The following is a 20718-nucleotide window of genomic DNA, read 5'->3' as shown; positions in this document are numbered from 1 at the left end:
GATTAGTTATTGGGCTAGTTATTGGGCTAGTTATTGGGCTATTTACTGGACTCGTTGCTGGGCTGGTCTGCACTAACATTACTTGCACTAGCTGAACTAGCGGTAACATTTTTGTCATTACTGCTTTCTTGACTAGTAAGCTGAACACTACCATTTTTAGCATTAACATCACGCTTAGTCATCGACTTGCGATGCATCATATCAAGTACCAAGCTCCACAATGGCGAAGGCGAACGCAGAGTTGTTAAGTTATTACCTAAACGCCTTAACTGACGGCGAACCATAGCCATGTTTGCTAAACTTGCTAATGACTTATCTTTCCACGTACAGTGCGGAATAACACCCGAATAACGCCATTCTTGCTGCCACTTCTTGGCTAAATCAGGCGTAATGGCCAACGCACTGGCTAACCCCACCAAAGAACAACCTTGCTGAATCACTTTTTCAGCAACTTCAGCCCGCTTTATACCACCTGTTGTCATTAACGGAATATCGGTTTTAGTTTCAAGGCTGTGTGCAAATTCTAAAAAGTAAGCTTCACGAGCAAGAGTAGTATCGTCGCGAGTTTGCCCTTGCATGGCCGGTGCTTCGTAACTACCGCCTGACAATTCCACCACATCAACACCTAGCGCCTCTAAACGGCGTACCACTTCACAGGCATCATCAAAACTAAACCCGTTACGCTGAAAATCAGCAGAATTAAGTTTAACCATAACAATAAAGCCACTTGGGCATACCGCGCGAATTTGGCTAACAATATTAATCAGTAAACGAGCACGATTAATAATGGAACCGCCCCACTCGTCTTGTCGCTGATTGGTTAGTGGCGATAAAAATTGGGTGAGTAGATAACCATGGGCCGCGTGAATTTCAACGCCATCAAAACCCGCTTTTTGCGCTTGCACTGCCGTTTCAACAAAGCGTTTACACACATCGTGAATGTCTTGGCAGGTCATTTCTTTTGGAACGGCAAACAATTTTGAGTGTTTACCCATCTTAAGAGGTACAGCTGAGGGCGCGATGGCTTTACCCTGCATGGCTTTAAATACCTGACGACCAGGGTGATTAATTTGCATCACCGCTAGCGCGCCATTGGATTTGATAATTTTAGCCCAGCGCTCGAACGGCTCTAAGGGGGAGTTTTTATCTAGTACAACACCGCCTGGGCCTGTCATCGACTCGCGATCGACCATCACGTTACCCGTAATAACCATGCCCAAGTTTCCATGCGCCCAGTACCGATAAAGCGTATACAGCGCACTACCAGGAAGACTGCCCGCACTCGACATGTTCTCTTCCATCGCCGCTTTTACGAGACGATTACGTACCACTACCCCGCAAGGTAAGGTATAAGGGGTATATATTATTGAGTCTGAAGGCATTGGCACATCAATTGTAATTTTAAGCCGGTACACTTTAATGGTTATCGCCGATAAATGCATCTTTTGAAAGCAAAATATAAAGAAATCATTTAACCGCAAGCAAGTTATGTTATACTGCGCTTTCACACTCGGGGCTGATTAGGATTCGACAGGATCTTGGAAGCCGGAGGTGCATGCAGAGGTGCGGCTGGCCTCTTAAAAAAGCCGCATACAAATAGTCGCAAACGACGAAAACTACGCACTAGCCGCTTAATAACCGGTATAGGCCCTTCCACCACAGCTTTGTTTGCTAGCGTGGATTCGGAAGGTCATCCAAGCAAACTAGCGAGGGAAACTCTCCTGAGGTTGAACCGCGAAATAGTATCGGGACAGCTACCAAGAACCCTGTTTGTCGGGGTCTAAAGTAGTTAAAGAAAAGACAAACTAAGCATGTAGTACCAAAGGTAGACATTTTCTGGACGCGGGTTCAAATCCCGCCAGCTCCACCAATTCCAGATGCGGTCTAGAACCTTCTAGACCGCTCTATCCCTCTAATAACGCTGCTTCCAGCGAATCATCACTTTCTACTAATTCGGTCTCTCAGGGTCTAAATAGGGCTCAAAAGTGTCGTGAATCTGTACTCGACTGTCGCGAGACTGTCACCTGCCCTAATGAATTGACAAGTGGTATTGGTACACGTGAATGTCACCTTTTTCGCAAAAAAATATTCGATTTCATATCCCCTCTTGCTTATGACGCTGCGCATAAGTACCTCAAGCTTTCTAAACAACATGACTATGTACAAGCCAACCGCTTCCTTTCCAGCCTAAATAAACACCTTCACTTAGCAGATCTAAACCTAACTTCTGACATCAAAGAACTCAAAGCCTTTGCTAAATCGAAAGCTATGGAATGCTTGCGCGATACCGCCGATTTAAGTGAAGCCCACGCACTCTGTCTATGCAAAGCCAAACTACTTAAATACAACATCAGTCTTCCTGACGACATTTCAGCCACTGAGGGCATTATTCAAGCGCGTTCAGAGAAATTTTGGTTCAACAAGCTGAAACGAATTGCCAGCCAAAAAGTAGAAGAAATACGTCGACAGTTAGATTTAGTGAATCAGAAAAAAAGTGCTTATTGCAGTAGTGACCGATTGCGCCAATTTAAGTGGGAAAAAGAGCAAGCCCTTGAGTTTATGAAATCTAAATGGTTCTGCAGTGCTGATGGTGAGTTTATTTCTATGCTGGATGCTTATCAGGCAAACGTATCTAATCCTGAAGTAAGAAGAGCCGAATTGATGGTTCGAATAAAGGGAACGGAAGAGTATTCTAAACTGCTAAACCATGTGGGGTGCTTTTGTACCATCACCACACCATCCAAGTTCCATTCACACTACCAATCGGGTAAGCCGAACCCTAAATATTTAAATTATTCTGTTAAAGATGCTAATGAGTATCTTAATGCCCAATGGCGCAAAGCTAGAGCACAGTTCCATCGCGAAGGAATAGAAGTGTTCGGCTTGCGTGTTGTTGAGCCACACCATGACGGCACACCACATTGGCATTTATTGCTATTCACACCGCCAGAACAGTTGGCACGTGTAACAAGCATTTTAAGGCATTATGCAATGGAAGATGATGCCGACGAATCCGGCGCGGACAAAAATAGATTCAAAGCAGAGCCAATAGATCCTGAAAAGGGTTCAGCGCAAGACTATATCGCTAAATACATTTGTAAAAATATTGATGGTGAATTTCTAGATACCGACAACTACGGCAACGATGCGAAACAGTCTGCATCAAAAATCACTGCTTGGGCATCACTATACAATATAAGGCAGTTTCAATTTTTAGGGCTGCCTTCGGTTACGTTATGGCGACAGTTAAGAAAGTTAGAATTAGAAAGTAGTGACACACCATTAGGAAAGCTTCAAAAAGCGGCAGATGAATCTGATTGGCTTTCTTATTTAATTATGATGGGTGGCGCAAACGTGAAGCGTATAGAACGCCCTTTCTCCCTCGAGTATGAAAATCAAATTAAAACGCAGTATCAACATTGTGAATTAAGCACCCTTTCAAAACACGCTTACAACCAAAAGCCAAAACACATCCGTTTCACTGAAGGCACATACGCTATACCAGATAAAAACTGGCAGCTCTTTTCGTCACCCGCTGAACGAGTTGACAGCCCGCCCTCCCAACGGGAAGGACGGGCTGTCGACGAAGGCTCAGGGGGTAGCCGAAGGCGACTGGGGATTTCCCGTGAGGGGAAAGCCCCAAAAGCCGAAGGCATCTTGGACTTGTGTAAATAACTGTACTGAACAAAACAAACTAGAGACAAATATGAAAATTGGTAGAAATGATAAATGCCCATGTGGGAGCAACAAGAAATACAAGCATTGCTGCGCTAATAAAAATGTTACTCGGGAAAGCAGTACTCCGCTATCTATGTCAGAGCAGCAATTTCTCGGTTATTCACGAGAACGCTTGCCCGAAGAGTCACCATTTGATTTATCTACAGATGGCCTCTGCTGTTTAGTAATGACATTAGATAGCCGAAAAGCAAATACACTGAATGAAATGCATAACACTGACGCCTTTATTAGCGGCATGGTTATCGTTACTTCTGGTGAATGCTCTAATGTGCAAATGGCTGGACCGTTCGGTTCATTAGATGAGGCTTTTGAATATTCACGTATCGAGCATGGCGCTATCAGATTCCACAGCAAACCCGAATTCATATAAACCGCAACGCATTATTCATAATGATCTTTAAAAATACGGTCTTGTTTTTAACGAAGGAATGTTCCCTCCTTCGTTATATGGTCAAAAGAAAACACATGTTCTGACGGTGCCACCCTGCACTTTCCAACGAACCTATTATGAAACTCTCTGCTCTTTTCAATTAGTAGGTCTTCCCCACAAACTGAGCATTTCGCTTCAATCGTAACTGCTTTCATGCATATAGGTGCGTTAGTTTGTCCTGTCGCGTTAATCGTTAGTAGCTTATTTTTTGCTAATTTTTTAGACCAAAATGCAGGATATGTCGTTATCCCTTTATTAAGTAACTCGTGCAGCGTCTTGAAAATGATACCTGCAACTATGCCAAAAATAACCACACATGTATTAGTCGTCTTGCTGCCCCACTCTACCAATCCAATAAGCGTGTAGAGTGTTAGTACAATCGACGTCAGTAAACCTATTGCAACTAATATAAGCTTTCTTGGAGTTAGAATCAGATTGGAAAAAGGTTTAGCCCATGGCAATGCATCATCAATATGTGTGACGACGTACCGCACCTTTAGGGCATTTGAATTTCCTGTACCAGTCGATTTCACAGAACCAGTGCGAATTCTCCACTTCGTAGGAATGCCACCTTTCGAATTCACGCGCTCTAGTCTAAGTGGGCTTAAATTTTTTTCTGTAAGTAATGCGTTCAATGAAGATGTTTGAGCAAAAAGCTTTGAGAGTTTTTCTTCATGCCCTTTCATCCAGCGTCTTGCTTTCTCTGAATCGTCTTGCCCATTCATAGACTTATATATTTCTGCAGCAGTAAAGTAAAAATGGGATTCATCAGCCGCATTTTGTCGAATCAATCGATGAGTTTGTTCTATTAGAAAAGCCCCAATTTCTTCACCAACTATGTTCGGTAGGTGAACACTAAAAAACTGCAACGCTACGTCTAACGACTTCTCTAGATCTTCAACATCCTGTTTTTCAACAACTTCCATATTTTCACTACCCGTATGTAACCCGTATGCCCCCTGTTTTAGCAGACCAATCAAGACCAATCTAGTACTTCGTTTATACGGGAGTACAAATTTATGAGCGGATTAGTAACAACAGACAAACTTTCTGAAATGACAGGATATTCAAAAGAAGCAATTCGAATGAAGGTGAAAAAAGGTGTTTGGATAAAACAGCGGCATTATCTAAAAGCGCCTGATGGCAGATTGATTTTTATCGTTGAAATGATTTACCAATGGATGAAAGGAGAATAACAAAATGAGTGTTAAAGCTGTAAACGGCGGATATGTAATAGACTTCACTCTTAACCATGAAAGATTCAGAGAAACGATACCCGCCCCACATAATAAAACCGCTGCAAAAAGAATTGAGGAACAAGAAGCTATTTACAAGATGGCGATTTCACTAAACGACAAAGCAATTGCGAGTCGCTTTCCCAACAGCAAGATAATGCAAAAAGCTTTTGATAATGGCTGTACTTACACTATTCACGATTATTCAAACATTTGGTTTAAACAAAAGCAGCGAAACTGGTCACATACAACTATTCGGGGCTATACACAAAAATACAATTCATACATTAAGCCTAATTGGGGACACCTGATTTTAAATGAGTTTAAAGCTAGTATGTTTGATGAATGGGCATCTGAATGCTTACTCTCTGGTAAATCAATTAATGAAACTCGCAATGTGCTTAGTCAGATCTTCAAGCGTGCATACTTTGATGGTGTAATCGACTCAAATCCAGTCGAACGCATTGAAAGGTACAAACAAAAAATTAATGAACCAAAGCCCTTCAATAAGTCTGAGATCAAAAAAATACTTAATGCGTTACAGTCCCCCTATAAAGAGTTTTTTCAATTTGCATTTTATACAGGCTTGCGGACTGGTGAATTACTTGGACTTCGTTGGGAAGACGTTGATATAGAAAAACGTTTGGCACACATACGGGTTAATATTACTTCTGGAAAAGAGAAAGTACCTAAAACTGCTGGAAGCATTCGAACTATAGAATTGCACTGCTTGGCATTACAGGCTCTTACATCAATAGAATCATCAAAGTTCTTTAATTCGAAAAGAGTATTTATTGACCCAAAGACTATGAAAGAGTACAAATATGCTGACGGGTTACGTAAATACACTTGGAAACCTGCTCTTAAAAAGCTAAATATTCCTTATCGTTACCCTTACCAATGTAGGCATACTTATGCATCAATGATGCTATCATCTGGCAAAAATCCTATGTGGGTTGCAAAGCAAATGGGTCATGCTGATTGGGGAATGATTCGAAAAGTTTATGGAAGATGGATAAACGAGTCTTAGTTATTTAGTCGTATTTCTTGTACGATTCGGCACAAGAACACAACAAATTCTTTGCAACTATTTTTTAGTTGCACTATTATCACATGGAACCGATGCGAGTACGGAAGTGGGAAGTCAAGACAAATTCAAGATTTACATACAAAGAATACCGGTACCGAGCGACTGCAGATTTTCTAAACTCAGTAGCTTTTTACAAAATCTCGGTTTTACATTACACAATAGAGGGAAAACCAGCGGGAGTAGGATTATTTTCTTCGATGAATCAATGAATAAAATTATCCTTCATAAGCCGCACGGCAGTGATCCCGTTTGTCAAAGTGCACTTAATGATGTTGTACAGAAGTTGAAAGAATATGGATATTTGTAGAGGTGCGATATGAACGTTTTAGATTATAAAGGGTACATAGGCTCAATAGAAACGTGTCTTCATAAGAAAAATCTTTATGGGAAAATATTATATATTAACGATCTAGTTACCTTTTCAGGTGATACAGTATTGGAACTAGAAGCAGAGTTTAAAAGTGCTGTTGATGATTATTTGATAATTTGTGAAGAATTAGGAGCTGAACCAGATAAAACATTTAAAGGTTCACTCAATGTTCGGCTTGGTAATGACTTGCACAGGCAGGTTGCTTATCAATCCGAAAGGATGGGCATTAAAATTAATGACTTTATCAAAAAAGCCTGCGAGGAAAAATTGATAACTAGAGATGTGATCAATTTGAATGTTACGCACATCACAAGGACTTCTACTACTCAAGACGTAGTATTTGGAGAAGAAGCTACCTTTAGTTATGCTAATAAATCAATCTCAGCCAAGAATGTTGATTATGATTCAAAGGACTGCCATTAACTAATGAACATTCAATTAGATTTACTGAGATCAAAGCTCTTACATTCATCATTCGATGATAAAAGATTAGATGTCTCTAACAAAAAAGGCTTAGTTAAAAGTTCTTTAGCAATTAATTTTGAAGAAATCGATACTACTGAAGACTCGGAAAATAATGTGATCGAATTACATTTTGAGTCTAAATCCGAATTAACTGGATTTGTTGGTCATGATTTAGAAGACTCAGAGATTGCGTTCTCCTTAACTCTCGAGGCAGTTTCTTCATTCACTGTTGATATAACTTCTGTTTCAAAGGATGTAGAGAATACTGTTCAATCCTTAGTTGAAACCGACTATGTCAGATATCTAGTTATGGCGGCATGTAAGCAATTTCACATTGAACAGGCGGGACAATTGTTAAGGTCAACTAAGTTTAGTAGTGTACCGGCTCAATATTCTGGTGACATTAGCAGTGACGAGAGTTAGCTAAGCAATTGAAATCATGAAAATAGTTACGGGTTCAAATCCCGCCAGCTCCACCAATTCAACATCTAAAGACGTCCTAGGGCGTCTTTTTTTGTGTCCGTACCAACGTAAAATCAATAACTTGGCGTATTTTAACGTTCAATAGCTTCCCTTAGCTTCTTTGATCTTTAGGTACACCATTGGGTACACAACGCAAACTAGAGGAAATTGGTGTACCCATTATGGCAAAAGTTACTACACGGCTATCTGATTGCGCTCTTTAGTCTTTGGCAGATAAAAGCCCCTAGCTTGTTCAATGGGGATTTGGTGGAATTCGTAGAGTAAGATCTCTTGCAACACACCAAATGAATGTATGTTCCCGAAAAAAGTATTACGTTTCTGTCCTTTTGGGCTTTAGTTTCCACGGGCAAATTCTTCGCCCTCGTTGCCGTTGCCCCATTATTGACCGTAGATAGCCACGAGGGAGAAGGTAAGTGTGACATCAGATGACGTTATTCCTTTAAATTCTTAGAAAAACTGAGTAGCAGAAAAAGTAACTGACTTTTTATTGTTTTACCAACATTACTAGCAAAGAGATTTCATCAAGTGCCTATGTAAGAAGTGGAGCTAGATATTGGAACATTCAGCACTTGACCGATAAAACTAAGCTATCTGTGGCGCTAGCAATAGAAATATGATGCATTCCTAGCATATAATACCTTTCCTAATAAGAATTCATTGCTTAATGCGAATACCGGTTTATCTCTAGGTTTCCTTTGGCTCAAAACATCCCTACTACACCAAGTTGCTGTATCGAACGTTAACGTAAATACGTTAATTGCTTTCTATCGCGCAATTTCTTACAACGTATTTGTGATTGCTGAGGCTTACATTATTCCTCACCATCAAATTTTAAGGTATTTATGTCTGCATCACCTTCAAACCCAAGCGCCGTAGTTTGGCCTATCTTCGTAATGGCGCTGGGCACATTTGTTTTAGGGCTTACAGAGTTTTCATCTATGTCGATGTTACCTCTTATCGCCGAAACTTATGCTGTCACGCCATCAATGGCCGGCAATGTAATAAGCGGCTATGCCATTGGTGTGGTCATTGGCGCGCCGTCGTTTATGTTACTGACTAACAAGACCAACAGACGCACTTCTCTGATCATCTTTGCAGCAATGATTTGTATAGCTAATGGCTTAAGTGCTATCGCCTCTAGCTTGCCAGAGTTGGTGTTTTATCGTGTATTGTCTGGTTTGCCCCACGGCGCTTATTTTGGTACTGCGTTATTGATTGCCGCTAGTATGGCTCCTGCTGGTAAACGCGCCAGCTATATGTCGATGGTGTTTGCTGGTTTAACTATTGCCACTATTGTCGGTGTGCCCATGGCAACCCTGATAGGGCAAAATATGAGTTGGCGAGTGTGTATGGCGCTAGTCGCGGCCCTTGCGCTCATCACCATCGCACTTATTTATATGTTCGTGCCTAGCAGCCCAGTCACCACGCCAACGAACTTACGGGAAGAGTTTGGCGTGCTTAAGAACAAACTCGTATGGTCAATTTCAGGCATCATATTTGTTGGCTTTGGTGGTGTGTTTTGTATTTATACCTACCTTGCCGATACCATATTAAACGTGACTAACTCGCCAGAAGTAACCATTTCGATTGCCATGATGATGTTTGGTATTGGTACCACTATCGGTAATTGGTTTATTAGTAAACTGGCTGACAAATCTCCTCTTCGTACCACAGGTATTGCGTTGCTATGCAGTGTTGGGGTGTCTGTTATATATGTGTTTGCGGCAAGTAATATTTGGTGGCTTTACCTTACGGTATTTCTGCTTGGTGCAAGCGTGGGCTTAGCCGCCGTTATTCAGTCGATGTTGTTAGATGTTTCACCCACGGGGCATGCAATGATAGGTGCGCTTGTGCAGTGCGCATTTAATACGGCAAATGCTATTGGCCCAATGCTGGGCGGCGCACTATTGGCATCGGGCGCTAGTTTCAACGAAACAGGCTATGTATCGGCTATGCTTTTCTTTGGTGGGTTTATCATGTGGGCGCTTAGTTATCTGCAACTGCGTAAACGCAATCCTGCCCTTGCTGCTAGCTAAGTTATGTAATAGTGGGGTATTTTAGGCGCATAAAGTGCCTTTTGACTCCCCACACATCTATAATACTCACTTGCTTCACTAAATACGAAAACCCAAACCTAAAAGGTTCGGGGCTTATTGTTTACGTCGCTAAAACCTAGACGCTTTTGCATTATTAAAATTGGTGTATAATTGAAGCTATAACGCACCAAATTATAGTTTTTTATATGGCTAATCGTCAAAGTATCAGTATTAATGAACCCAATGCAGAGTGGCTCAAGTTTCAGGTTGAAAGCCAAGAGTATGCAAGCCACAGTGAAGTGATTAATGATCTTATACGGCAGCGACGTAAAGAAGAAGAGGCCGATTTAATTCGCACTAGAGCATTACTGATTCAAGCCGAACAAAGAATTGAAAAAGAAGGCTACAGCAAGCTTAGCATTGAAGACATAAAACAAGCTGCTCTTAATAAGAAAGGCTAACCGTGGCTAAGTACAAGCTATCGCCAGATGCTGCGGACGATATTGAACGTCTATTTCTTTTTGGTATTGACCGATTTGGAGTCAATCAGGCTACCAAGTACTTAAGCGGATTAGAAATTCGTCTGGATCAGATAGCACATACACCGGCCACCTACCCGAAAGTCTCTCACATTCGTCCAGGATATCGCAGAAGTGTGTACGGTGTGCACACAATTTATTTTCGTACAATTGAAAGTTGCAACCAAATAGAAATTAGCCGAGTGATTGGTCGCGAGCATTTAGAAGACCTTTAGGGGCAGTCGTTTTTATCAGCTTTTCTATTAATTAACGAATAAGAACTGAAGAAATGAGGTCAGAATACCTTTACTAGCAAAAGCACTCTGACCCCACTTTCAATATCAACTACTAAAACTGGCTCTCATCAACCAACTCAAGCCAAATGGGATTGGTATAGGCTTTACGGCCTTCGTTGTCTTCTACCACTAACGCTACCCAGCCCGAAACTTGTGGAACTTCAAAGCTAACGGAGTCGTGATCCCCAGTAAGCGTTTTATCTTCAAGCACTACGCTGTTCCCGGCACTTTGCGTATCGGTAGCAGTGGCAGCGCTATCACTACCAATCAACTGCACCGACTTAAGCCCATTTACCGCCACCAAATCGAAAGTAATCGTTCGCGCTTGTGCCTTTGCTAGCTTCAACGTATCGCCAAACATTACGTTTTTAGGGTAAATCACAGGGCCAAAAGATACGTATGAATGGCCATCCTTTGCAGCCTGTGCAAAGGCCTTAGCTGTCGGTTTACTGCCGGTATACACAAACAACCGATTTAAACCACTGGTTTGGTTTAACACATCGTGAGTGTCTGATCCCGCGGTAAAATAGTAGGGTAACCCTTCATTCCAAAACTGATGCGCTTTATTAATAGTTGGCTCGTTATTCACCACGGCATTTAACTCAAATAAATCTATGCTAGGGTTAAAGCCGCCCGGCGCTGTGCCTTTATCTAAACTGCTTAAATAGCCATAAGGTATGTAGGGGTGATTTGACGCAATAACGGTAGCGCCCATACGCCGCACATCTTCAATAATGGTATGTATATCATCTACACCTGGATCGACCGTTAATTGCGCGCCACTATCGATAGGAAATGCGTTGAAATGACCCCAAGACGGCGACACTTCAATAGACGGTATAAAGGGCACATCGCGTGCATCGGCTAGAGTTTGAATGGTGTCGTTATTTTTAGTGGAATCATGATCACTTACAAATAACACGTTTAACCCAGCGGCTAGTTGAGAACGCACCAGATTTGTCGGGTTTGTTGACCCTTCTAATACATCGGCATGATGGTGCAGGTCGCCTGCGTACCAACCGTATTTCGTAGGGTACGTTTTTACATCAATAGCACTTGCTAAAGTCGTGGTTTCATTTGCATTAACGCTTGCCGAAATCAAAGTTCTTTTAGCGTTAAAGCCCGCGCCATGTGAAACGCTTAATTCGTATTCCCCTGGTGCCAAACCAAATACGGCGTTGCCAATATTATCAAGGTCGGTGAAGAAGGCTCGTGCCCCTAAATATTCGATGAGTGGTTGATTGCCCTGCTCTATTTTAATTTTTGCATCTATGGGCTGCTGACTTTTTGCGTCGGTAATATTAAGGCTTATTTTACCCGGGGCGCGTAGCGCATCGAATGAGAGTTTCTGAGTCACGTTCTCTTCAACGGTAATCAGTCGCGTTTTACTGTCTGAATGTTGTTTGCCCGTAGCGTAAACTTCATAGTCGCCTACCGGCAGCGTGAAATCCACATTCTTGCCGTTCCCCATGGCCCACATATAAGGCACACCATTTTGTGACACTACAATGGCGGCTTGTTCAACGGCTTGCCCTTCCTGTGTACTTACGTGCGCTGCTATTGTTCCACTTTTAAGCGCCTTTCGCTTTATTTCGGCACTCACAACGGGCGCTAAGTTACCACGGGGCAATACCTGATAATCACCCGAAAAAGTCATACTTTGTGAAGGACTAAGTGTATGTGCCGCGTATAAATCACGCGACTGATTTTTAGTTTCACGCATATAAGGGGCGTGCAATGCAACCGCCCATTCTTCGTCATAACCCACGAAACGGTCTGATAACCATACATTTTCAGATGATTTTTCGGTAGTGTGGCTACGAGGAACAGCAAATTTGTATCCGGAATCTGGCCATAAGGTGTAGCCTGAAAGCGCGTCAATATCGCTATCACCTTTATTGGTCATTGTGGTTTCAACATGAATAAGATCTGAGCCCTCAGAAAGGCTGTACGTTGTGCTTATTTCAGTTTCGCCAAAGTCTCTTTTAATATTCACGACCGCTTCTTGAGCAGTATCTTTAAGAATATCTATTTTAGTGTAGGTATTAGGCCAGCTTGACCAATTATTTGGGATGAAATCGGCAAACGCAACGCGGTCGTTACTAAGCGTGCCATCCTCTTTCACATTGGCAATGTCAACTATACAGCCTCTTGCTACGCCCCACGGCGGCGCTGAATCTACTGCAATAGCGAATGCGAGTTGATCGTTTTGAATGGTTAAATCTTCGTTGGAAATAGCATTCCCATGTGGAATAGCCGTTTTCCCTTTTGTGATACTAACCGAGGCATGACTTGCATGTGATAAAAGACTCCCCGATACCAGTAATGAAATACCCAATAATGCAGGACTTAGCGTCGAAAACTTCATGAAAACACCTTATGTGGTAATACAAGTCGTTTGAGTGAATGGCGCATGAAAAAGACAGCAATAGCGCGTTAGTACGTAAACCATGCGAAAATATTTAAGAATAAAGCCGCAGCCAGTAAGCCTGGTTGCGGCTTTATTATTTTTATTCTAAAGCGCTATTGAATAGCGCTTTTACACCTCTTGAATTACATCGCAACGCGCACGTTGAAAGAAGCGATGCGAGGGGCACCAATCCATCCAGCGTTTGCAGCAATAGAACCAAGGTAATCTTCATCGAACACATTGTTTACAGTAAAGCTTAGCTCTACGCTATCAATGCTACCGCCAATGTCGTAAGCCGTTTTACCTAAATACAGGTCGCTTACAATGTAAGAGTCAGTTTCTTGTGTATTAGCTTGGTCTAAGAAACGCTCACCAACATATTTTGTGCTAAAGCCAGCGTAAAAATCACCTTTGGTGTAATCAAAACTAACCACAGCCATATCTTCTGGCGAACCTATCACGGTATTACCGCTTACGCCTTCGTCAGTATAAGTCGAGTCGTTTTTAGTATATGAAACATAGATGCCTAATGAATCGGTAATGCTGTAATCAATTGATGCTTCAATACCATCAGATTCAATACCACCGTCATTGATGTAGCCGCCTGCAGCAGATTCTAAGAAATCGATACCATTCACGTCTTCGTTACTTACAAAGGTAATGCGGTTTTCAAATTCAATCGTGTAATACGTTAAGCTTGCGTTGAATCCAGGCGTTGAATAACGCAAACCGAAATCGATATTGTCTGCGGTTTCTGGCTCTACCGTACTGATATCAGTGTCGTCACGCTCTAATACCGCATCTTTAACCGCTGCAAAGTTCTCTGCATATCCACCGAAAAGCTCTAAACCGTTAACCGGTAATGGTGCAACGAAACCAGCAGAAATAAGTACATCTGAGTCAGACGATATATCTAAGTTATTTTCAGGGGTAAATTGGTCTTCTTTAGACACATCAACGTTAAACTGCTTTGCCCCTAAACGAATTTTCGCAAACCCTGCATCAAGTTCGTTTTCAACATAGTACATAAGGGTTTCAACAGGAAACTCTCGGTCGTACTGAATCCAATAAGGGGTGTTTTCGTAGCGAGCGCTTGTTGAAGCATCAATGGTTTTGTGCCAATCGCGGTATTCGTCACGCTGATAATCTTCATACCAAAAACCACCACGAACTACGTTGTCCATATCGGCAATGGTTGTGTTCCATACGAAGTCACCGTTAATGCCGTAGCGCTTTTTGTTATAATGTGTATGACGGTTAGAGCTAACTGCAATAGCGCCTTGCTCATAGCAATTTGGATCAACTTCAGCGCCACCACCACCGTAAGGTGAACTGATTGAACTGACACAGTTATCAATAGGTGAAAGGGCTTCACCAGCACTATTAACAAAATAGATTAGGCCTAGGGTGCTGCCGCCGTTTACGGTGCTTGAAGTATTTAATTCAGAGTTTGCATTACCCGCGCCGTCATCAGTTACATCGGCAATATAGTATGGGTTCCACTTACCAGTACCTTCGTTTTCGTGATAATAAACGTTAGTACTAAAATCAACACTTCCCACTGAGAAATCGGCTTTTAGATAGGTGAAGAAGTTCTCACGCTCGGTAACCCACCCTTCGCGAAACACCTGATCTTGATAAGGAATACCAGACCACGTATCAGTTAGTCCATCCCATTCAGGGTTTTGAGCATACTGGGCTAACCCATAAACACGTTGATAGGTGTATTCTTGTGCATCGTCGTAACTCACGTAGCCAGTAAGGTCTACTTCACCAACTGTACTAATGATTTTACCTTCTAAATGGTCACGGGTATTAGTCACTGACCCATCCATGTAATCATCATTTTGCTGAGTAGATAACGAAATCCATGCAAACGTATCTGGAGCAATCTCGCCGGTATCGTAACGAACATACACTTTATTGGCGTTGTATTCTGCAAATGTAGTACTTACTGTTAATTGCTCATCCAGCGCAGGTCTAATGGTAGTAAAATCCATTGTTCCACCAAGAGCTTCATTCGAACGAGAGCTAATGTCAGCGGTACCCTGTGAAACAACAGTGCCACGTAAGTTTTCGGTATCAATATATCGGCTGGCTTTAGTACCACCACCGTAGTTAGAGTTACCGTTGGCAATGCCATCAACGGTCATCCCAATTTGCTGAGAGTCAAGGTTAACCTGAAAACCACGAATTGAAATCGTAGTAGACCATTCATCAGAACCAAACGGGTCGCCTTCAGTTACCAATACACCTGGCAAATTGTCTATAAGTGCCAATGCGCTAGTCATCGGGGTTTGTTGCTTTTTCATTTCTGTTGAAGTTGCACTGTTAGCGTATGAAACATTACGCCCAGTTACTAATATTGATTCAACATCTTTGTCTTCTTCAGCTGCTTGCGTTTCTGCTTCTTGAGCTAGCGCATGCATTGACGTTAATGACGTCGCTGCAAGTACAGATAAAGCGATTAAGCTTCGTTTTTTTGGCACATAAGTGTTCATAAAACTCCCGTTGTGTGTTGTGTTTTATTTTCTGTTATTAGATAGATAGTGATGTTTTTATTTGAGGCTCTTACGGCCCTGAATCTATTTTTGTAAAATCGATTTCGTTGTCTTCAGGAGAACTATCGATATTTTTTACGGTTTTTGGTTTACGGTACAGCATGAAAAATGCGCAGCTGAAAAACAGGCCGATGACTAATGCACCTACCCACTGAATTTGTAAAAACTCTAATTTAAACAGCAGAGTTAGTAAGGAAAGCATGGCTACATTCATAGCAATGTACTTAACCCTTCCGAAGCGCTTCACCGTTAAATTTAAATTGTCTGTATACAAGCGAATAAGCGAATCTAACGAGTTAATAACAAATACAATTCCTACAAAGGCCATCGCAAAGTTCTTCAAACCAGTGGTGGGTATGCCAGCTTCGTGATATTGATAAATAACGCTAAACCACACCGCAATAGGTATTGAAGGGAATATCAGCATGGCGCCTAGCACTTGATAGGTGCGTAAACCTCCTACAAAACGCGAAGTGAACTGCCCAATCATGATGCTCCATGCGAACCACCAAAATAAGTAAAACTCGTGGTATTCGTTTAGCGGCAACACGAAGTGTTCAATGTTTCCAAAGTAACTGCCTATGAGTTCCAAATTATGTGTAAATGCGGCAATTTGGCTGTCACTTCCCAAAAAGGCGCCCGCCCACATGAAGCCAATTAACGCGATAAATAACCACGTTGTAGAGATACTCAGTAACCGTACATATTTAATGTCGGTACTGGAGTAAACCGCAAAACAGATAGCCGCGAACACGACGAAATAGAAAGTAGGTATGATGGACTCGCCATCGCCGATAGCGGGTAAATACCAGGGTAAATTCGACAGTAGTAAAAATGCGGTAAAGGCGCAGGTACCAATAATGACCACGTTATTAATGAATTTAACCAGTGGTATTTCGAAGAACTTAACCTTGGGCTCTACCACGCAAAAATAAAAACAGGTAAGAAAGTAAAAGCCCCATATTAGAAAGCCCCAATAGCCAAACTCAATGGCAATAGGGTTAGTAAAGGCGTATTCAGGGTTCGCTGCTATGTTTGCATAGCCACCGAACTCGGTAAGCGGAAACATGATTAGGCCAACGTCTAGGCCCGAGGTAAATAGAATGGCGATAAAAGTGAAAAGCCTAACCGGGGTGACACCGATACACTTCACATTTCCCCATTTAACAAGAATAACCACAATGGCTAATAGGGTGAAAATGATCCCAGCATTAAGCCATAAGGTCATTACTACCTCCCCAAAACAATCGATAATGCTTCATCTTTCTTCCTGTTGTTATATTTTTCATACGTACCAAAAATGCCTTTTTGGTACGTGTAGGCCGCTCAGATTAAATCGTTGAATTACGCTGAACCGTTTCCCAATTATTTGATGTAGCAACGTTAACCGGTGAATGTGCTAGCGCAGGCTTGCCCAGTATTAAATCAGCCGCTTTTTCTGCCACCATAATGGTAGGCGCGTTTAAGTTGCCATTAGGTACTGTTGGGAAAATTGAAGAATCCACAACACGTAGGCTCTCAATACCATGTACTTGCGTATTGGAATTCACTACTGCCATGGCATCTTCACCCATTTTGCACGAGCAAGACGGGTGATAAGCGCTTTCAACCGCTTGGCGCACGAAGGCGTCAATTTCTTCATCGGTTTGAATATGCTTACCAGGTTGAATTTCATCTTCTCGGTAGTCGTCAAACGCGCTTTGTTCAATGATTTCACGGGTTAAACGCACGCAGGCACGAAAGCCTTCAATGTCGTCTTGATGCTGCAAGTAGTTAAATTGAATTTTGGGTGCGTCGGTAGGATTAGCCGTTTTAATAGTAACGGCACCGCGGCTTTTAGGCTTGTTGTGACCAACATGCACCTGAAAACCATGGCCATCAAAGGCACTGAGCCCGTCGTAACGCATGGCCGCTGGTAAGAAGTGATACTGAATATCTGGCCATTCAACACCAGGCTTCGAGCGAATAAACGCGCAAGACTCAAAATGGTTGGTGGCGCCTAACCCTTTGCGGGTAAGCATCCAACGTGCACCAATTAGTCCTTTTGAAATCAGCCCTAATTTACCGTTAAGCGTAATAGGCTGTTTGCACTTATATTGAAAGTAAAACTCCAAGTGATCTTGTAGGTTCTGCCCTACCCCTGGCAAATGGTGCTTAACGTCAACGCCTGCTGCTTTAAGCGTTTCGCTGTCGCCAATGCCAGAAAGTTGTAAAAGGTGTGGCGAGCCAATAGAACCGGCACTTAACACCACCTCTTTATTGGCTTTTGCGGTAACACGTTTACCGTTTACGCTGTACTGCACACCCACCGCTTTTTTACCTTCAAGTATGACTTTTTCAGCCAGGGCACCGGTAACAAGCGTTAGGTTTTTCCGCGATTTAACCGGGTCTAGGTATTCACGGCTAGCCGAACTGCGCACGCCGTCTTTCACGGTCATGTGCATTGGACCAAAGCCTTCCTGCTGGGCGGCGTTATAATCAGCCGTTGTAGCGTAGCCCGCTTCCTTTCCCGCTTCTATAAAGGCGGTGTATAAAGGGTTGGCCATTTCGTTGCCATTGTTAACCCCTAAAGGGCCCTTTCCACCACGGTAGTCATCATTACCTAAATAAAATGACTCGGCTTTTTGAAAATAAGGTAAACAAGCTTGGTAGTTCCAGCCTTGGGCGCCGTGTTCTTCCCACTCATCGAAATCTTTTGCATGGCCGCGAACGTACACCATACCGTTAATTGATGAGGAACCACCCAATACCTTACCTCGTGGGCAATGCATTTTGCGGTTATCTAGAAACGGCTCTTCTTCGGTGTGGAACTGCCATGCATATTTGTCGGTATTCATGGGAATAGATAACGCCGTGGGCATTTTAATAAAAATGCTTTTATCACTGCCGCCGGTTTCTAGCAAAAGCACGTTATTATTTGCGTCTTCTGATAGTCGGTTAGCCAACACACACCCTGCAGAGCCAGCACCCACTATGATGTAATCATATGCTTGCTTACTCATTAAAACGGGCTCTCTATGTCGGTCATGCCCACATATACAGATTTGGTCTGGGTGTAGTGATCTAGCGTTTCAATTCCATTTTCGCGGCCAATACCAGACTGCTTATAGCCGCCCACTGGCATTTCAGCCGGTGAATTACCATAGCTGTTTATCCAACAAATACCGGCTTGCAGCTTATGGATAACGCGATGTGCCCGTTTAATATCTTTGGTAAACACACCTGCAGCCAAACCTAAGTGGGTATTGTTAGCACGCTGAATAACATCGGCTTCGTCTTCAAACACCAACACACTCATGACTGGGCCAAAGATTTCTTCTTTAACAATAGTCATTTCGTCGGTGCAATCGGTGAATACAGTAGGTGCTACAAAGTAGCCGTTTGGCGCTGATTCAGGGTTAAGCGTTGTACCGCCCGTTAGCACGGTAGCGCCTTCTTCAACACCTTTATTGATGTAGCTCATCACTAAGTCTTGGTGATTTTTAGAAATAAGTGCGCCTAAATTCACGTTTGGATCGAGCGGGTCGCCAGCCACTATGTTTTGTTCTGTACGGGTTTTAAGTTCGTCAATAAAGGCTTGGTATACCGATTTATGCACGTAAACCCGTGTACAGTTTGTGCAAACTTCACCTTGGGTATAAAAGTTACCCAGCATGGCTGCGCTTACTGCTTGCGATACGTCGGCGTCTTCAAACACCAACAATGGCGATTTACCACCAAGTTCCATGGTGACGTCTTTTAATGAACCGGCTGCATTCGCCACTACTTTTTTGCCTGTACCGACTTCGCCAGTAAAAGACACTTTTTCAATATCTGGGTGTTGGGTTAACCATTGGCCAACTTCTGCTGCACCTTGTACAACATTGAACACGCCAGCGGGTACGCCCGCTTCAAAGAAAATTTCAGCAAGTTTAATAGCACCTAATGGTGTTTCTTCTGAAGGTTTAAATAGTAAGGCGTTACCTGCCGCTAAGGCTGGGCCAGACTTCCAACATGCAATTTGTAATGGGTAGTTCCAGGCACCAATACCTGCACAAATGCCAAGTGGCTCTTTACGTGTATAGTAGAAGTCGTCGCCTACCATCTGCTGTTGACCTACTTGCGTAGGAGCAAGGCCAGCAAAGTACTCAATGACATCAGCACCGGTTACAACGTCTACACACTCGGCTTCTTGCCAAGGTTTACCGGTATCTAGCACTTCAATTTTAGCCAGCTCATCATTTCGTTCACGAAGTAACGCTACCGCTTTTAATAGAATACGGCTGCGCTCAACCGGTGTCATAGCAGACCAAATAGCAAAGCCTTCTTTTGCGCTTGCTATTGCCGCTTGTTGTACCGCTTCGTCTGCCACTTCAACATGGTAAATAACGTCGTCGGTAGCAGGGTTTTTAACCGCAAACGTCTCACCACTGCTATTAGCAATGAACTTGCCGTGAATAAAATTTTGATAAACTGGAGTCGTCACATTAAACCTATTTTGATAACTATCAGCAGCTTAGAACCCACTGATATTGTTCAAATTTACTTCGTCAGGCGTGCTTACCGCTTCACGCAGGCCTGATCGCTCGAAATAACACACATACCGCTTAATTAACGTCTTGAATCCGTTATTTATGCTTAAAACGTTTACAAACAGCGTTTTCACTAACGCCTACAAATGCTTTGCAACCGTTATACAGCGGCTAACTGAAAGATAGATTAAAGAAGCCCCTCTATTGTGTATTGAAGACTAAAAAAGAAATCTAACTCTATCTGAGAAATGTGTATTTTTTATTAATTGATCGTTCAATAAAAATAAATACTAAGGGATTAACACTAATAATTCAACGTTGACAAAGGCTGAATTTATTTAAAAATGATTTGAGCTAAATCTAAGGCGCTTTGTTTGAACCCAAACACAAAGGTTAAAATGCGCACAATACGCTGTTTTATTAGCTTAATTCTTTCGATTTAGATTTATTTATATACAATTTAAAGGGGTAGTTATCATGGCCTTCGAGAACATTCGCTTTTTAGAATTACCGATTAGATTGAACACGAACAATTCCTTACACTAAGTACCAGCCTATAAGAAGATTACAAAACA

At 42.4% G+C, this 20718-nt stretch carries 16 protein-coding genes and 1 other RNA gene; 10 read left to right on the top strand and 7 right to left on the bottom strand.

Translation table 11 applies throughout. The features are described 5' to 3' along the window. Window positions 1-38 precede the first annotated feature (38 nt). Window positions 39-1382, bottom strand: coding sequence for an NADH:flavin oxidoreductase/NADH oxidase family protein (locus AAC006_RS00625; RefSeq protein ID WP_339890444.1), 1344 nt, complete (start codon window positions 1380-1382; stop codon window positions 39-41). 130 nt (window positions 1383-1512) lie between these two features. Between AAC006_RS00625 and ssrA the strand changes: the two genes are divergently transcribed. The 3 genes from ssrA to AAC006_RS00610 all read left to right on the top strand — a co-directional run bounded on the left by ssrA (window position 1513) and on the right by AAC006_RS00610 (window position 4108). Then, window positions 1513-1870, top strand: a transfer-messenger RNA (tmRNA) gene (ssrA, locus tag AAC006_RS00620). Between the two features lie 167 nt (window positions 1871-2037). Beyond that, entirely contained in the window at window positions 2038-3675 is a 1638-nt protein-coding gene (locus AAC006_RS00615) for a replication endonuclease (protein ID WP_339890442.1), read from the top strand. 31 nt (window positions 3676-3706) lie between these two features. Then, the gene (locus tag AAC006_RS00610; protein ID WP_083820139.1) at window positions 3707-4108 is read left to right on the top strand and encodes an SEC-C metal-binding domain-containing protein; all 402 of its coding nucleotides are present in this window, start codon (window positions 3707-3709) and stop codon (window positions 4106-4108) included. Between the two features lie 47 nt (window positions 4109-4155). Here AAC006_RS00610 and AAC006_RS00605 read toward each other — a convergent pair whose 3' ends face one another. After that, window positions 4156-5094 carry a hypothetical protein gene (locus AAC006_RS00605; RefSeq protein WP_126872362.1) on the bottom strand — a complete coding sequence of 313 codons (939 nt, stop codon included), beginning with the start codon at window positions 5092-5094 and terminating at the stop codon, window positions 4156-4158. A 93-nt stretch (window positions 5095-5187) separates the two neighbouring features. Here AAC006_RS00605 and AAC006_RS00600 point away from each other — a divergent pair, with 93 nt between their 5' ends. The 7 genes from AAC006_RS00600 to AAC006_RS00570 all read left to right on the top strand — a co-directional run bounded on the left by AAC006_RS00600 (window position 5188) and on the right by AAC006_RS00570 (window position 10601). Then, window positions 5188-5364, top strand: coding sequence for a hypothetical protein (locus tag AAC006_RS00600; protein WP_013783873.1), 177 nt, complete (start codon window positions 5188-5190; stop codon window positions 5362-5364). A 4-nt stretch (window positions 5365-5368) separates the two neighbouring features. Continuing rightward, the gene (locus AAC006_RS00595) at window positions 5369-6433 is read left to right on the top strand and encodes a site-specific integrase (RefSeq protein WP_013783872.1); all 1065 of its coding nucleotides are present in this window, start codon (window positions 5369-5371) and stop codon (window positions 6431-6433) included. A 376-nt stretch (window positions 6434-6809) separates the two neighbouring features. Continuing rightward, complete coding sequence (locus tag AAC006_RS00590) at window positions 6810-7286, top strand: type II toxin-antitoxin system HicB family antitoxin (RefSeq protein WP_013783871.1); 477 nt, start codon at window positions 6810-6812, stop codon at window positions 7284-7286. A gap of 3 nt (window positions 7287-7289) precedes the next feature. Further along, window positions 7290-7751, top strand: coding sequence for a hypothetical protein (locus tag AAC006_RS00585; protein ID WP_013783870.1), 462 nt, complete (start codon window positions 7290-7292; stop codon window positions 7749-7751). 902 nt (window positions 7752-8653) lie between these two features. Next, window positions 8654-9847 carry an MFS transporter gene (locus AAC006_RS00580; RefSeq protein WP_339890439.1) on the top strand — a complete coding sequence of 398 codons (1194 nt, stop codon included), beginning with the start codon at window positions 8654-8656 and terminating at the stop codon, window positions 9845-9847. 206 nt (window positions 9848-10053) lie between these two features. Continuing rightward, on the top strand, window positions 10054-10308 hold the full coding sequence (locus AAC006_RS00575; protein WP_013783866.1) for a hypothetical protein: 255 nt from the start codon (window positions 10054-10056) through the stop codon (window positions 10306-10308). 2 nt (window positions 10309-10310) lie between these two features. Continuing rightward, window positions 10311-10601 carry a type II toxin-antitoxin system RelE/ParE family toxin gene (locus tag AAC006_RS00570; protein ID WP_013783865.1) on the top strand — a complete coding sequence of 97 codons (291 nt, stop codon included), beginning with the start codon at window positions 10311-10313 and terminating at the stop codon, window positions 10599-10601. A 112-nt stretch (window positions 10602-10713) separates the two neighbouring features. Here AAC006_RS00570 and AAC006_RS00565 read toward each other — a convergent pair whose 3' ends face one another. From AAC006_RS00565 to betB, 5 genes are all read right to left on the bottom strand, one after another. Continuing rightward, window positions 10714-13029 (bottom strand): CehA/McbA family metallohydrolase, encoded by a 2316-nt coding sequence (locus AAC006_RS00565; protein ID WP_339890437.1) that lies wholly within the window; start codon window positions 13027-13029, stop codon window positions 10714-10716. A 185-nt stretch (window positions 13030-13214) separates the two neighbouring features. Beyond that, a complete protein-coding gene (locus tag AAC006_RS00560) occupies window positions 13215-15572 on the bottom strand; it encodes a TonB-dependent receptor (protein WP_339890436.1) in 2358 nt (785 codons plus the stop codon). A 70-nt stretch (window positions 15573-15642) separates the two neighbouring features. Beyond that, on the bottom strand, window positions 15643-16860 hold the full coding sequence (locus tag AAC006_RS00555) for a BCCT family transporter (protein WP_126872366.1): 1218 nt from the start codon (window positions 16858-16860) through the stop codon (window positions 15643-15645). A 103-nt stretch (window positions 16861-16963) separates the two neighbouring features. Further along, a complete protein-coding gene (gene betA / locus AAC006_RS00550) occupies window positions 16964-18634 on the bottom strand; it encodes a choline dehydrogenase (protein ID WP_126872367.1) in 1671 nt (556 codons plus the stop codon). Next, window positions 18634-20097: a betaine-aldehyde dehydrogenase gene (gene betB, locus AAC006_RS00545; protein ID WP_013783860.1), complete on the bottom strand. Its 1464-nt coding sequence runs from the start codon at window positions 20095-20097 to the stop codon at window positions 18634-18636. The genes betA and betB overlap by 1 nt, the downstream gene beginning before the upstream one ends. Between the last annotated feature and the right edge of the window lie 621 nt (window positions 20098-20718).

The organism is uncultured Alteromonas sp., assembly GCF_963976965.1.
In the GTDB taxonomy this organism is placed as follows: Bacteria; Pseudomonadota; Gammaproteobacteria; order Enterobacterales; family Alteromonadaceae; genus Alteromonas; species Alteromonas naphthalenivorans.
This window is presented reverse-complemented; position numbering and strand designations above follow the sequence as displayed.

Coding starts and splice junctions, on each gene's coding strand:
- AAC006_RS00580 (WP_339890439.1), top strand. CDS start 8,654: ATGTCTGCATCACCTTCAAACCCAAGCGCCGTAGTTTGGCCTATCTTC.
- AAC006_RS00555 (WP_126872366.1), bottom strand. CDS start 16,860: ATGACCTTATGGCTTAATGCTGGGATCATTTTCACCCTATTAGCCATT.
- AAC006_RS00625 (WP_339890444.1), bottom strand. CDS start 1,382: ATGCCTTCAGACTCAATAATATATACCCCTTATACCTTACCTTGCGGG.
- AAC006_RS00565 (WP_339890437.1), bottom strand. CDS start 13,029: ATGAAGTTTTCGACGCTAAGTCCTGCATTATTGGGTATTTCATTACTG.
- AAC006_RS00600 (WP_013783873.1), top strand. CDS start 5,188: ATGAGCGGATTAGTAACAACAGACAAACTTTCTGAAATGACAGGATAT.
- AAC006_RS00605 (WP_126872362.1), bottom strand. CDS start 5,094: ATGGAAGTTGTTGAAAAACAGGATGTTGAAGATCTAGAGAAGTCGTTA.
- AAC006_RS00595 (WP_013783872.1), top strand. CDS start 5,369: ATGAGTGTTAAAGCTGTAAACGGCGGATATGTAATAGACTTCACTCTT.
- AAC006_RS00585 (WP_013783870.1), top strand. CDS start 7,290: ATGAACATTCAATTAGATTTACTGAGATCAAAGCTCTTACATTCATCA.
- AAC006_RS00560 (WP_339890436.1), bottom strand. CDS start 15,572: ATGAACACTTATGTGCCAAAAAAACGAAGCTTAATCGCTTTATCTGTA.
- betA (WP_126872367.1), bottom strand. CDS start 18,634: ATGAGTAAGCAAGCATATGATTACATCATAGTGGGTGCTGGCTCTGCA.
- AAC006_RS00575 (WP_013783866.1), top strand. CDS start 10,054: ATGGCTAATCGTCAAAGTATCAGTATTAATGAACCCAATGCAGAGTGG.
- AAC006_RS00590 (WP_013783871.1), top strand. CDS start 6,810: ATGAACGTTTTAGATTATAAAGGGTACATAGGCTCAATAGAAACGTGT.
- AAC006_RS00610 (WP_083820139.1), top strand. CDS start 3,707: ATGAAAATTGGTAGAAATGATAAATGCCCATGTGGGAGCAACAAGAAA.